The sequence below is a fragment of the Legionella sp. 27cVA30 genome (genome assembly GCF_024160945.1).
Lineage (GTDB): Bacteria > Pseudomonadota > Gammaproteobacteria > Legionellales > Legionellaceae > Legionella_A > Legionella_A septentrionalis.
Map to the genome: position 1 here is coordinate 1,166,605 of NZ_JAMYXK010000002.1, position 14,250 is coordinate 1,180,854.

A 14,250-nucleotide genomic window follows, 5' to 3' on the forward strand; every position below is an offset into this window, starting at 1 on the left:
CCGCTAATTTTACATCATGGTGCAGCCCCGATCCGGGATGGAACTCACTGCATCTGCAACGACATTGGATATAGCTTCTACCGTATTCACTAGCTGTACTTCACAAGCTTCCTCATTATAAAAGCGAGCCTTGTCTTGCTCGCCCCAGCTTTGCGAACAAAGCGTAACGAGAGGACGAGTGACCAAACTTAACATGGATTTTATACAGGTTATTAATCCAAATAATATTGATGCGCCTGCTATAATCAAGGCAACCGCAGCATTTTGGCCAAGTGTTTCATCATTGGCAGGATTAGTTCCTAATGTATAGCCAAGCGCAAGTATCCCTTGCCAAATGGCTATGCCTATTCCTGCAGCAAATGCTCCCAATGCAAATACAGGCACCACCGTTGCCCCAAGAACTTCATCAAAATAGTCATATCCATCACGAATTTTGTCAAATACGGAGATGCGTGCGAGCGTTTCATTGGCAAGCATCTTAAATACTTGCTCTAAATTTTCCTGTTCAAATAGTGCGTTTATTTTTTCCTGAAATTCTAGGCTCAAAAATTTTAAATGGTCAGCATAATTCTGGAAAAAATTTTTATTTTTGTCCGGGCATTGTTGCTTTGCGCATGCATTACGCATTTCAGCAAAAAAATTAATTGCAAAAGGCATGTGGCCTCCTTTAAAAACGATATCGGCAATAAGTGGCCAAAATTGTAACACATATGGATATTTTTTCTCTATTGTTCCACGTGAAACACTTTCCCATCATTGAGTGAAAAACAAAGAAAATCTTGCAATGCAGCACCAGCAGAAATTAAGTCTTTACTCGTGGCAGTCAAAAAAAACTGCCCAGGGATGGTTTGCAAACATCGAAACAAACGCTGTGCATGGATGTCATCAAGCTCAGCCATCAAATCATCCATGAGATAAATACAGGATTTACCCAGCAATTGGGCTTGTGCCAATTTAAGCGCAATCAAAATTATTTTTTGCTGTCCACGTGAAAAAGTTTGTTTCACTTTAGCAAAATGAGGATTATTGAAAATGATATCAGCTTGATGTGCACCAGACTGGGTGTATTGACGCAAACAGTCACTTTCAAATTGATTCACTAAAATAGTTGCCAGGGAGACGCCGGTATTTTTTTTATCCCAACCTTTCTGATATTCAATGCTACAGGGTATATCGCTGAGTTGCGCAAGCAATGTTTGAAAATCTTGTGACCATACAGAAAAATACTGGTTGCGCAATTGATGTAGCTGTTCACTTAAGCCTACCAGTTGTTCATCCCAGGGCACACATTGTTGATAGGTAGGCTTTTGTCGTAGCAGTGCATTTCTTTGTTTTAATACTCGCTTATAATCACGCCAAAGCAAATGATACCTTTGTTCCACGTGAAACAATCCCCAATCCAGTAAACTGCGTCGAATGGAAGGCCCTGAATCAATGATTTGGAAAATATCTTGATAAAAAACTTGGCAGGGGAGAAATCGGGCAAGTTCACTATTACTTTTACAAGGTTGTTGATTCAATTTTACCAGTGTTGGTCCGGAGACGGATTTTAAAATACTGACCGTTTCTTCATTTACAGTACGCGCAAACACGGTAAGTTTAGACTGCGCATAGTTTATTAATGGTGAAATTTCGCGCGTGCGAAATGAATGCCCTGTCCCTAATAAATAAATGGCTTCAAGCAATGAAGTTTTGCCGCTGCCGTTTGCTCCTATAAAAACATTATAGCGAGGATGAAGATCGAGGCGCAGCAGGGCAATATTGCGCAAAGAGTGAATATGCAATTGTTTTAGAGTCATTCGTTATTGCAATGTAGGCGTGACAACAAGATTCATAATATTATACGCAGTTTAGACCAATCCTGTAGTAAAAAAGCATGCCGTAAAAATTACTGATAATAATCAATACAAATATTGGCTATTGCAGGTAAAAATTAGTAACTTATTTCCACTCTACCTGTAAGCTAACAGACAAGCTAAATCTTCATAGGCATAATGACGTATTGATAATGCTCATCAGTCAAGTCTTCTACTAAAATACTGCTTTCTGTATTGGTCATCGATAAACGCAGCTGGCCATCATTGATATGATTCAGCACATCCAATAAATAACTGGCATTGATGCCAATTTTTAGTTCATCACCTTGCGTCTGTGCTTCCAGAGTTTCAATAGCTTCTTCCTGTTCCTGATTATTGGCAATCAGGGTAAGCTGAGATGATTGGACGTGCAGCAGAACTGCCCGTGATTTTTCATGAGCAAGGATAATAATCCGCGATAAAGCACGTTTCAGCAAATCCCGCTCGATAATGACTTGCTTGTCTTGCTCCCTGGGAATGGCTTTGGCATAGGGAGGAAAACGAGCTTCAATGAGTTTGGATAGAAAAGTATATTGACTGGTTATTAATTTAAAATGGCTTTTCCCTACAGAAATGGAAATTTGCTCATCCGTAATATTATTGAGCAAACGCAACATTTCTTGCACTCCTTTGCGCGGCAACAGCAGACGTTGATGTTGATTGCCGGCAGCACAAGGCAGGCGGCAAATAGCCATACGATGCCCGTCGGTAGCTACTGCAGTAATCATTTGTGCATCCAGCTCCAGCAGCAATCCATTCAAAAATACGCGCACGTCTTGTTGCGACATGGCGAAATGGGTGGATTGCAAGAGATGGATTAATTTAAGACGTGGCAGGGAAAATTCAACTTCGCCTACCTCGTCTTCACTGTTAGGATAAGTATCTGCAGGAAGTGTTGCAAGTTTAAATTGACTGCGGCCTTCTTTAATGGTGACAACACCTGCATCGCAGGCAATGATAGGCTGAGCATTGTCTTCAAGAGAACGAATAATATCCACCATCTTTTTAGCAGGTACCGTGATGGCACCTGCAGCTTCCTTAGACTTACAGGGAATACGTGCCGTGATCTCTATTTCTAAATCCGTGCCGGTCAATAAGAGTTCTTTTTCACCCAACTTGATAAGAATATTAGCCAAAACAGCTAACGATTGCTTTTTATCCACTGCACCCGCAACCGTGAGCAAAGGAGATAATAACTCTTGTTTACTAATAGTCAGTTCAAACATAAATTTCTCAATTTACGAGGATAATGTACGCATCAAATTTTTGTAATCTTCAGCAAAATCACCAGCTTCCTGCACCAGTTCTTTCACCTTGCGGCAAGCATGGATAACGGTTGTGTGATCACGCCCACCGAAATGATCGCCAATCTCTGGCAAACTGTGGTTGGTAAGTTCCTTAGCTAACGCCATAGCCATTTGTCTTGGTCTTGCAATGGAACGGCTGCGCCGTTTAGATAAAAGATCAGCCACTTTGACCTTATAATACTCAGCCACGGTTTTTTGGATGTTTTCTATGGTGACCAATTTATCTTGCAGTGCCAATAGATCACGCAATGCATCGCTTACAAACTCAATCGTAATCGGTTTACCAGTGAAATGGGCATTGGCAATAACCCGCCTTAATGCTCCCTCCAGTTCACGCACATTGGAGCGGATGCGTTTGGCTATGAAGAAGGCAACCTCATATGGCAATTCAATGTTTGCAAGTTCGGCCTTGCTGATGAGAATGGCTACGCGTGTTTCCAATTCAGGAGGTTCCACCGCTACGGTTAATCCCCAACCAAATCGCGATTTAAGCCGTTCCTCAACTCCTTCAATTTCTTTTGGATAACGATCACTGGTTAAAATAATTTGCTGCTGACCTTCCAATAATGCATTAAATGTATGGAAAAATTCTTCTTGCGAACGATCTTTATCTGCAAAAAATTGAATGTCATCAATCAGCAAAGCATTCAAAGAGCGGTAGAAACGTTTGAATTCATTGATGGTATTTGTTTGCAATGCCTTAACCATATCGGCCACAAACCGTTCTGAATGCAGATAAAGAACTTTAGCCTCAGGGTTATTTTTAAGGATGGTATTGCCGATTGCGTGCATCAAATGTGTTTTACCAAGTCCTACCCCACCATAAATAAATAGTGGATTGTAAGCATCTCCTGGCCGTTCAGCTACTTGCAAGGCAGCAGCCTTAGCCAACTGGTTGGAATTTCCTTCAACAAAACTGTCAAATACAAATTTTTTGTTCAAGTAACTGTTTTTATAATGATCCGCAGATTTTTTACTGCCTACCTTAGGGCTTGCAGCTTCCCTTAAAGCTTCTCCGCTTACTGGAATGGAAGAAGGCATATCACCGCCGGGAAGAGGAGTTGTAGCCACTCTGCTACCAATTTCAATGCTAACCAATTTAATGGCATCAGCACTCAACTGGGATACCAACTCTTTGATACGGGAATAAAAATGTTTTTTCACCCAATCAACCACGAAACGATTAGGAGCTAGAAGCAACAAGGTATTTTCTTCTGCTTCAGCCTGTAATGGACGTAACCATGTATTAAATTGCTGAGCAGGATATTCTTCTTGTAACAACTCCAAACATTTCTGCCAAACATTTGCAGACACAGGTAACTCCTCAAAATTCTAGGCTTTGGCAAAAGGAAACCGTACACCATTTCAAAATGATTTATGCATAGACAAAACTGGGTTTGTTTTTAAAAGCTCAACATGATGGTGCAACAGGTGGGCTTAAATCATTTTGACCGCTATAACCAAGTAACCATCTTAAATAGTGCCATTGAATCGACCTCATGGGCAAGTACAAACCATAACAGTAAATCAATAGCTTTTCTGACTTAAGCAAACCAGCTAAAGAATAATCACAATAAAATTGCAAAGAGAGGATTATAACGAAACAAACTCAACTACGTATAGATAATTCCGTGGATAAGATTGAAATAACAAGTTGGATAACATCAGCATAAATTTGCAAAAACTGCTTGTTGGGCTCTTATGCAGATCTTGTTAGCCACTGAAATCAGGATTTATCAACAGGGAATATTTTTAATTAACTATTTGATTTAAAAATAAATTAAAAACAAATCCACATAAAAAAATTTGCTAATAATCAATATAAATAAAAAATTAAATAATTTTGTTTTAATTATAGGATCTGGAATTTTTCTAAAAATAAGCAGCAGAAAAAAAATTTAAGGCGAAAACATTTCAAATAAGTAAAAACGTATAGTGTTTAATAAAAATTGTGGATAACTCTTCATTAAAGTGTTGTAAAAGACGTGTATATAGGGAGCCATGATGCCAATTTAAAGAACTTTCCCCGATATATTCCCTTCTTAAAACAGAGTTTTCAAACAGCTAACCATTTGTGTAACTTATTTAATTTATTTAGTTTTTTTTACTTATGCACAGAAAAAATCTGCTATATAACAAATAAAAAATAAATCATTTTTTAATTTATTATGATTACGTGCATCCATTTCGATAAAAATTTGTAAAAGAGGATGCGACCTAGCCAATGCAACTTAACGTCGGTACGCATCCAGCTTCTGAGCAGCCATGGCAAGTGTTTGACAGTTGATATAAAGTTTTCTATCATTGCCGCCTTGAAAAAATTAATGACAGGTTCATCATGAAACGTACTTTCCAACCCAGCAATCTTAAGCGCAAACGTGATCACGGCTTTCGTGCCCGTATGGCAACACGGACTGGCCGATTGGTGCTGAAACGCCGCCGTGCAAAAGGCCGTAAACGTTTATCTGCTTAAGGGTGTATTGTTTTAATCAAACACGACGCTTATTGAAAAAAAGCGATTATGATTGTGTTTTTAAACAAGCAAAAAAACTGGTAACGTCTGAATTTATTTTTTTATATTGTGAAAACACAGTGGGTCAGGCGCGGCTTGGGTTGGCACTTTCAAAAAAAGTGGTTGCTAAAGCCCATGACAGAAATCGCTTGAAACGTATTGTACGTGAAACCTTTCGTACCAGGCAGTTACCCGCCATTGACATAGTCGTATTAGGTAGGCATGGTGTTGGCAATGTGGACAATTCAATCATAACCACCAAATTAGGTAAGGCATGGGACAAATTATCCGCTTTATGCAAAACATAATTTGCTTTCCGATTAAGCTTTACCGCTATATTCTAAGTCCATTCTTAAGACCTTGTTGCCGTTTTTATCCAAGTTGTTCTCAATATGCCCTAACGGCTATTGAGACATTTGGCATTGGCAAGGGATTACGGTTAGCCTGCTGGCGTTTGTTAAGATGCAACCCGTGGTCTGCTGGAGGCTACGATCCTGTATTACCTGATAAAGAAGAGAAGTTTTAATGGATATTCGACGCATTATATTATTTTCAGCACTGATATTGGTGCTTTATTCATTGTGGACCAGCTGGCAGGCTGATTATCCACCTCCTGCCGTCCATTCGGCTCCGATTGATGGATTGCAGGGCAATACGGCTAATGATCCGCTGCTTCCCTCCATGCCTGGCAGTGAAGCACAAACCGTTGCAACCTCTCCAGTACAAGACACTGAACAGGGCAAAATCATTAAGGTGAAGACTGATGTCCTTGATTTGGCCATCGATTTGCAACATGGAGATATTGTACATGCACAACTACTGGATTATCCGGTTAGCGTTGAGCAAAAAGATAAGCCGTTTACCTTATTGCAAAATAATCCAGAAGAACGTTATGTGGCTAACAGCAGTCTGTTTACCGTAAGCGGACAAACGATAAAGAATGTGGATTTAAATTTTACTGCTGAAAAACAAGAATACAAAATGTCCCCGGATGAACAGCAACTGACTGTTACTTTGCTGGGGAAAACGTCTGCAGGGTTAGAGGTGAAAAAAGAATTTATTTTCACCAAAGACAGCTACCTTATTGAAGTGCGTTATGAAGTGCAAAACCATTCCGCCGACAGCTGGAAAGGGTATATGAATACCCAATTGTTGCGCAGTTCGCCTAAGGAAGATAAATCCAGCATGTTCCACATAGGATCATTCACCGGCGCATCCTATTCAAGTCCTGGCCAGCATCGTTATCAAAAGGTCACATTTAAGGACATGACTAAAAACAATCTGGATACGGAAGCTCAAGGCGGTTGGATTGCCATGCAGCAACATTATTTTTTAAGTGCCTGGGTACCTGATGCAGCTGGTAAAAACCGCTTTTACACCCGTGCTGCTTCTGGTGATTATACCATTGGTACGGTGAGCCAACCGATCCAGGTGGCATCTGGGGAAAATGCTTCCATAAGTTCTAAACTGTATATAGGTCCTGAAGATACCGCAGTTTTAAAAACCATTTCTCCCGGTCTTGAACTCACGGTAGATTATGGCTGGTTGTGGTTTTTATCTTCACTGCTGTTTTCATTGATGAAAGCAATTTATTCGTTCGTCGGCAATTGGGGCTGGTCTATTGTTTTAGTGACGGTATTGATTAAGCTGGCTTTTTATCGTTTATCAGCTACCAGCTATAAATCGATGGCCAACATGCGAAAATTACAACCTAAGCTAACTGCATTGCGTGAACGTTATGGCGATGATAAAGCAAAATTAAGCCAAGCTACGATGGAGTTGTACCGGCAGGAAAAGGTAAATCCATTAGGCGGTTGTTTACCGATTTTAATCCAAATCCCCGTGTTCATCGCATTGTACTGGGTATTGTTGGAAAGCGTGGAATTACGTCAGGCGCCATTCATTTTATGGATTAATGATTTGGCTGCAGCGGATCCCTACCACGTATTGCCCATCATTATGGGAGCTACGATGTTGGTGCAGCAAAAATTGAACCCTGCACCGCCGGATCCCATGCAAGCCCGGATTATGATGTTTTTACCGGTTTTATTCACGGCTTTATTTTGGAGCTTCCCTGCAGGTTTAGTGTTGTATTGGATTGTGAACAATACGCTGTCCATTCTGCAGCAGTGGTATATCACTCGCAAATACAGTGATGATAAGCCGACTAAAAAACTGGCGGCTGTCAAATCAAAATGATGGTAGATACCATTGTTGCTGTCGCTACTCCGCCCGGACGGGGCGGGGTAGGGATAGTGCGTCTTTCGGGCCCCCTGGCCTGTACGATTGCTCAATCCATTACGAAACAAAAAAACATGCCGCCGCGTCTGGCTGTTTATTGCACATTCCACGACCAATCCAGCCAAATCATTGACCAAGGCATTGCCATTTATTTTAAGGCGCCACATTCCTTTACCGGTGATGATGTAGTGGAGTTACAAGGGCATGGCGCTCCCATTGTATTGGATAAATTGGTTGCCGTGTGTGCCGCATTGGGTGCACGCCTGGCAAAACCCGGAGAATTTTCTGAACGCGCTTTTCTTAATAATAAAATTGATTTGACCCAGGCAGAAGCCATTGCTGATTTGATTCACGCAACTTCCGAAACTGCCGCGCGTTTGGCAATGCGCTCATTGCAAGGAGAATTTTCTGCCAGAATCCATAACTTAAACGAACAATTGATTCAATTACGTCTTTATGTTGAAGCTGCTATTGATTTTCCGGAAGAGGAAATTGATTTCCTAAGCGATGGCAAAATTGCCGCACAGTTGGCAAGAGTAATTCAGGAATTGGTATCCATCAAGAAAAATGCCGCCCAAGGCGTTATTTTGCGCGAAGGTTTATCGGTGGTGATTGCCGGACGCCCGAATGCTGGTAAATCGACATTAATCAATGCGCTTTCGGGGAAGGAAGTTGCCATCGTAACCGATATTGCTGGCACCACCCGCGATGTCATGCGTGAACATGTTTTATTGGATGATATTCCAGTCCATTTAATTGACACAGCCGGGTTGCGCGAGAGTGATGATCCTGTGGAAAAAGAAGGGATCCGGCGCGCCTGGGATGAAGTAGAGCGTGCCGATTGTGTGCTTTTCGTTATCGATGCAAACGAAGTACAGCATGAAGTGGCGCGCTTGGATGCTGAAATCCGCAAGGCTTTGCCGGCACAAGTACCAATTCTTCGCGTTTATAATAAGATTGATCAATCCGGTAAAATTAAAAGCGAGGCTGACGCCGTATATATTTCGGCTAAAACCGGGGAAGGATTGATTGTTCTTAAAGAAAAAATCAAAGAAATGGTCGGCTACCATGCGGAAGAAGGCCAGTTTTTAGCACGCAGGAGGCACTTGCAAGCACTGGATGCAGCGCTTAATTTCTTGTGCACTGGCCAAGAACAACTTACCCTGCATAAGGCCGGGGAATTACTGGCAGAAGATTTACGTTTAGCACACCAGGCCTTGTGTGAAATCACCGGCGAGTTTACCTCCGACGACTTGTTAGGCAAAATTTTCTCAAGCTTTTGTATCGGTAAATAAACAATAATTCAATAAATTATCATTTTCCTGATAAAACATACCGTTCCTGTATTTTTCAATTTGCCTTTATAAAACCACCATGAAAAAAATACACACAAAATCTATTGATCTCATTTACAACTCGCTGTAAGGTATTATTTTTGTCTTTTTGTTAATTTTTTGTTTAATTGGGAGGGGTTATTATGGTTGAGTTTGCGTACCGGCCATATCTCGAAAATAAAAGAGCTTTTTTTACGAATCCGCCACGAGACCTCCCGGCTGCAAAAGAAATGGCCGCTGTGGCCAGTTATGATTTTCTGGCAACCCACCGGTTATTACTCGAGCAAGAATGGAGTAATTTATTAGAAAGCCTTAAAAAAAATTCCAAAAACCGGCAAACTTACTGGTTTTATTGTTATTACTGTTGCGCCATGCTTGAATCTTATTATCAGGCGTACGGTAAGCAAGCCGAAGTGAAAAAATACCAAGCTTTATGTGCACAAATTCAATATTTGAGCGGAGAAAATTCGCCACCACATGTCGTTGAGGAAGAATTTTTTAAAGAATTCAAGAAAAAAATCGGCAGCGATTTATCCGAGTTAATAAGTACCCCTTTGCACATTTCAAAAATAAGAGATTGGGTTGCATTCAGCAACATCACCCGTTTACAGATTACTTTTTCGCGAATTACGGTTGCGCAAACGATTAACTTTGCCCGCAGCATGGAATGGTTTGATAAGTGGGATGCTTTTTTCGGTGGACATACCGATGTCGATGGCATGCTCTCTCGTTTAAATAAAGCCAACCCAGTGTTTAACGTACTAAGCGTAGGTTTGTTTGTGGCACGTTTTGTCATTAATGCCGCGATGATGTGCAAGCACGTGTTTATTCCGGCAGAAGCAGAAAAACGCGGACTATTGGCGCGCTTTCAAGATGAGTTAAAAAAACGGCATGCTGTTTTTCTTAATGATTCTGTATGGGCCATGGTTAATTTGACATCCAATTTTGCCGGTTATTTTAATATTTCAGCTCCTGTAGCCAATTGGCTTACAGCAGGGTTTTTATTTTTTGATGTTGCTTTGCTGGCTTACCGCCGTCATCTGGCCGAACAGGATTATTTGACTAAAAAAGAACAATATCGCCTGGAAATTGAAGAAAACAGTGACGATGAAGCATATTGCATTATGGTAAAGGAACAAGCCGCCCAATTGGAAATCAGTTGGCAGGCGCAGCAGGCGAGCTTTAACTTTAATATTGTTGCTGCAATTTTACTAATGAGTGGTTTTTCTGCTTCCTTGCTTCTTGCAATTCCCGCTGCTACGCCAGTTTGTTTTCTCGTATGCACTCTGGCGATTTCCATGTATCTGTCGGCGGATTTATATGGTTCTTATCAAGAAAAAGTGCTGAAAGCGCAGCAGGTCGATTTGACGGCAGCGCAAAAAAATAAAATGGAAGCCGAGGTCGCTGAGGCGCGCGATGAATTTTTATGGAGCATGGTTAAAAATACTGCCATGCCTTTGTTTATCATGTCTTTATTGGCTATATCCTGGCAAGTTGCCTTGATATTTACCGCGGTTTATATTGCTTACGAATGCAGTAAAGGGTATTTGAACTTGATAAAAACAGGGGAAGCTGAGTCGCAACCCGTGCTTTCTTTATAAGGTCGGGGCTAGGTTCACTTGACCCAACAGAGCCTAGCCTTCATGAGATGTGTGCACAGCCTGCGTAATGGTTGTGTAGTGTGAGTTGCTGGGCTTATAACTGTTGCGGATGGTAAAATGCTCCTGAAAATTTACGGTTAATTGCTGAATTTTAGCAAGCATAAAATTCTTCCATTCCGGCACGCGGGAATTACTTTCCCCACGAATTTGATAGCAATGCAATTGCTCTTTCCCCCCTAACTGTCCGTAATGATACGGTTCTACAGTGCGTGGCTTGCCCTTATAGATGAAAGAAACTGTATTTTTACTTGCCATAGCTTGCTTAAGTTGGTTTTTCACTAAAAGCATATGCCTATCCTTGGCTTTATTTCTGCTAATTTAAGTATAGGAATGGTTAGGGAGTACGTGACCACTGCAGGGCTATTTTATAGAGCTCATTTTTATTGCCATTGGTGATTTCACATGCCAACTTGACTGCTTGTTTAAGCGGGACTTCTGCAAGCAGTATCCGTAAAACGTGGTGCTGTACTTCCATATTTTCTATTGTTGCACGAGGCGGAACAATCAAGACAAATTCACCTTTGCAATGGGCAGGATTTTCGGTTAACCAGCGTAAGATTTGCTCGCAGCTTCCTGTGACAAAGGTTTCAAATGTTTTGGTTAATTCTTTCGCTAAAACCAATTCACAAGATGCTCCAAGTACTTGCATGAGATCGGCAACACTGTCTTTAATGCGATGCGTTGATTCATAAAAAACCAATGTATGCGTAAGCTTGCTTAAAGCCGCCAGACGCGCAAGCCTTGCTGTTTGTTTTGCGGGCAAGAATCCTGCAAAAGTAAACGTGTCGCAGGGGACGCCAGCAGCTGAGAGTGCCGCAATTAATGCGCAGGCTCCAGGAATTGGAACCACGGCAATTTGTTTTTCCCGTGCCAAGCGCACTAAAGGAAACCCTGGATCGCTAATTAAGGGAGTGCCTGCATCGCTAATGAGGGCAAATGTTCTGCCGGCAAGTAATTCAGCAACAATGCCTTCGCATTTTTTAGTCTCATTGTGTGCGTGCATGGAAATCAAGGGTTTTTTAATGCCCAGGGTAGCCAGCAATGGTTGGGAATGGCGGGTGTCTTCAGCCAAAATGGCATCAACTGCTTGCAAAACATGCAGGGCATGTACACTGATGTCGTCGCGGTTTCCGATGGGAGTGGCCACCACATAGAGAGTTCCTGGAGTGGTTGCTGAACTGGCGGTCATGGTTTATCCTCTCTATTTTTTATTTATGAGCCCGTATTTTGCATGGTAAGCCATGTCACCTGTGGTTCTTGTAAATATTCAACTAGCCTTGGAAGTTTCATGCGGTCAAATATTCCCTCATTTAAGTTGATTATATTGGTTTGTGTGCTTGCGTTGGCAAATTGCACGCAGGTATCAAACAGTAACCCGCCGCAGGAAACTCTTCAAGAAACCCAGGCAATAGCCAACCCCTACACACTGCCTGCTGACGCATATCTTGCTTTGGGCAAAAATCATGCAGGAGATGAACAGCAATCCTATTATTTAATGGCCGCAGGCCGTTTAATTCATGATGGTCAGTTAAAGCAGGCGAATGCAATTCTAGCACGAATGCACGACACAACGCCCTCATCACAGCGTGAAAGGAACATATTACTGGCGAAAATAGATTTGGCGAAAGATGAGCCACGCTCGGCAATTCGCCGTTTGGCGGCAGTAAGCACGGTAAATTCACTACCTGTCTATTATCAGGCACAATTTCACGATGTATTGGCCCAAGCTTATCAATCCAGTGGCAATGCCGTGGAATCGGTAGCAGAACGCATCAAGCTCGGCCAATTACTTCCTGATGTAAAATCGCAGGCTAATAATTTGCGTGCATTATGGCTGACGTTGACGACATTGCCTGTAGCTGAGCTTAACACATTGGCTATAGAAACTGCGGATGGTTCCGAATTAAAAGGGTGGATGCAGCTGGCATTGATTTCACGCAAAAATTACCGTGATCCGCAGATTATGGCCGCTGACATAAGGCATTGGCAAGTGCAATACCCAGAGCACCCTGCCAATAGGATTTTTCCCCTACATCGTAGTGAAGAGCGTTTGCTTGCATCGCCAAGACAAGTTGCATTGTTGCTGCCGACCACGGGTCCCTTGGCAGGTCCTGGAAACGCAATTCGGGATGGGTTCATGGCAGCTCACGCGGCAGGGAAGGAACAGAATACAAAAATAAAAGTTTATAACACCCATTCTGCAAACATAACGATGCTTTATGAACAAGCGGTGGATGAAGGAGCAGATTACATCGTCGGCCCTTTGACCAAGGCAGATGTGGCAATAGTAGGGGGGCTTGAGCATCCGGTCCCTACTTTATTGCTGAATGATTACAATGGATCCGCTAAAAATAACGTGTATCAATTCGGACTTTCTCCCAGTAATGAAGCTAAACAAGTGGCAGTTAAAGCCCGAAAACAAGGCCACAGCCGGGCTTTAATCATCGCCCCTGCAGGAACTTGGGGTGATGAAGTATCCTTGGCTTTCATGAACCAATGGCGAGCTAGCGGTGGGCGCGTGGTGGATGCCTGGCATTACCAGCCGAAGGAAGATTTAGACAATTCGGTTCGTGAATTTCTACGCATTACCCAGGGAGAGGCGCGGAAAAAAAATTTGCAGCGTTTATTCGGGCGCAACCTTGAAGGAGTGCCCATGCGCAGGCAGGATTTTGATATGATTTTTCTCCTGGCTTATCCTAGCAAGGCCCGGCAAATTATGCCCCTGTTAAAATATTACTATGCAGGAGATGTGCCGGTTTATTCGACTTCAAGCGTTTATGCCGGCAGTATCAATGCATTAAAAGATAGGGATTTAAACGGGATCATTTTTTGTGATATGCCTTGGGTTTTTACACACCATTCAGGGAATAAAAACTGGCCGGAACAGTTTAACAGCTACAATCGTTTATATGCCCTAGGCATGGATAGTTATGCTTTAGCCACCCAATTAAATCAATTACTCTTGTTCCCTGCTTTAGGTGTTAACGAAAAAAGCGGGATTTTATATTTAAGCCCCAATCAGCAAATTGCCCGCGTTTTGACCTGGGGGCAGTTTAAACAAGGAATGGCGAAACCACTGGGCGACAAAGTGGTTGCTTGAATAAAGCAGTCTTTTTTTATGGTTGCAGTAGTCAATACAGGCTGGCTCCCTCCATGCCGTTAAAGCGGATGATTTGCCTACGTGTGCAGGCGGGCGTTTTGATTTTAGCCTGCCATCACCAATGCGTTCTAATCTATTCGGCAAACGGTACGTAAGGAAGCTTGCTTACCTTTATGGACTGTATCAAACAAATAAACGCCGTAGAATTTTGTTATTAGGCAAAAATGGAGTCAACTTAT

At 42.1% G+C, this 14,250-nt stretch carries 13 protein-coding genes; 7 read left to right on the plus strand and 6 right to left on the minus strand.

The features are described 5' to 3' along the window. Positions 1-9: 9 nt before the first annotated feature. From NKV53_RS10890 to dnaA, 4 genes are all read right to left on the minus strand, one after another. On the minus strand, positions 10-657 hold the full coding sequence (locus NKV53_RS10890) for a hypothetical protein (protein WP_253351141.1): 648 nt from the start codon (positions 655-657) through the stop codon (positions 10-12). Between the two features lie 68 nt (positions 658-725). Beyond that, positions 726-1,799, minus strand: coding sequence for a DNA replication/repair protein RecF (recF, locus tag NKV53_RS10895; protein ID WP_253351142.1), 1,074 nt, complete (start codon positions 1,797-1,799; stop codon positions 726-728). 176 nt (positions 1,800-1,975) lie between these two features. Further along, positions 1,976-3,082, minus strand: coding sequence for a DNA polymerase III subunit beta (gene dnaN, locus NKV53_RS10900; RefSeq protein ID WP_126953250.1), 1,107 nt, complete (start codon positions 3,080-3,082; stop codon positions 1,976-1,978). A gap of 12 nt (positions 3,083-3,094) precedes the next feature. Next, entirely contained in the window at positions 3,095-4,477 is a 1,383-nt protein-coding gene (dnaA, locus tag NKV53_RS10905) for a chromosomal replication initiator protein DnaA (RefSeq protein WP_126953251.1), read from the minus strand. A gap of 1,024 nt (positions 4,478-5,501) precedes the next feature. On the opposite strand from dnaA, the gene rpmH reads away from it, so the two are divergent. The 6 genes from rpmH (at position 5,502) to NKV53_RS10935 (ending at position 10,851) form a co-directional block, all read left to right on the plus strand. Further along, positions 5,502-5,636 carry a 50S ribosomal protein L34 gene (rpmH, locus tag NKV53_RS10910; RefSeq protein ID WP_126953252.1) on the plus strand — a complete coding sequence of 45 codons (135 nt, stop codon included), beginning with the start codon at positions 5,502-5,504 and terminating at the stop codon, positions 5,634-5,636. 32 nt (positions 5,637-5,668) lie between these two features. Continuing rightward, positions 5,669-5,983 (plus strand): ribonuclease P protein component, encoded by a 315-nt coding sequence (rnpA, locus tag NKV53_RS10915; RefSeq protein WP_233579533.1) that lies wholly within the window; start codon positions 5,669-5,671, stop codon positions 5,981-5,983. Then, entirely contained in the window at positions 5,950-6,201 is a 252-nt protein-coding gene (gene yidD / locus NKV53_RS10920; protein WP_126953254.1) for a membrane protein insertion efficiency factor YidD, read from the plus strand. The genes rnpA and yidD overlap by 34 nt, the downstream gene beginning before the upstream one ends. Then, positions 6,201-7,874, plus strand: coding sequence for a membrane protein insertase YidC (yidC, locus tag NKV53_RS10925; protein ID WP_126953255.1), 1,674 nt, complete (start codon positions 6,201-6,203; stop codon positions 7,872-7,874). Before yidD ends, yidC begins: the two co-directional genes overlap by 1 nt. Continuing rightward, the gene (gene mnmE / locus NKV53_RS10930; protein WP_126953256.1) at positions 7,871-9,211 is read left to right on the plus strand and encodes a tRNA uridine-5-carboxymethylaminomethyl(34) synthesis GTPase MnmE; all 1,341 of its coding nucleotides are present in this window, start codon (positions 7,871-7,873) and stop codon (positions 9,209-9,211) included. Before yidC ends, mnmE begins: the two co-directional genes overlap by 4 nt. Before the next feature lie 182 nt (positions 9,212-9,393). After that, positions 9,394-10,851, plus strand: coding sequence for a hypothetical protein (locus NKV53_RS10935; protein WP_126953257.1), 1,458 nt, complete (start codon positions 9,394-9,396; stop codon positions 10,849-10,851). Between the two features lie 33 nt (positions 10,852-10,884). Here the strand turns inward: NKV53_RS10935 and NKV53_RS10940 are convergent, their stop codons facing one another. Both NKV53_RS10940 and rsmI read right to left on the minus strand, forming a co-directional pair. Next, complete coding sequence (locus NKV53_RS10940) at positions 10,885-11,199, minus strand: hypothetical protein (RefSeq protein WP_126953258.1); 315 nt, start codon at positions 11,197-11,199, stop codon at positions 10,885-10,887. 46 nt (positions 11,200-11,245) lie between these two features. Then, positions 11,246-12,100: a 16S rRNA (cytidine(1402)-2'-O)-methyltransferase gene (gene rsmI / locus NKV53_RS10945; RefSeq protein ID WP_126953259.1), complete on the minus strand. Its 855-nt coding sequence runs from the start codon at positions 12,098-12,100 to the stop codon at positions 11,246-11,248. Between the two features lie 99 nt (positions 12,101-12,199). Here rsmI and NKV53_RS10950 point away from each other — a divergent pair, with 99 nt between their 5' ends. Then, positions 12,200-14,011: a penicillin-binding protein activator gene (locus NKV53_RS10950; protein WP_126953260.1), complete on the plus strand. Its 1,812-nt coding sequence runs from the start codon at positions 12,200-12,202 to the stop codon at positions 14,009-14,011. The last annotated feature ends 239 nt before the right edge of the window (positions 14,012-14,250 follow it).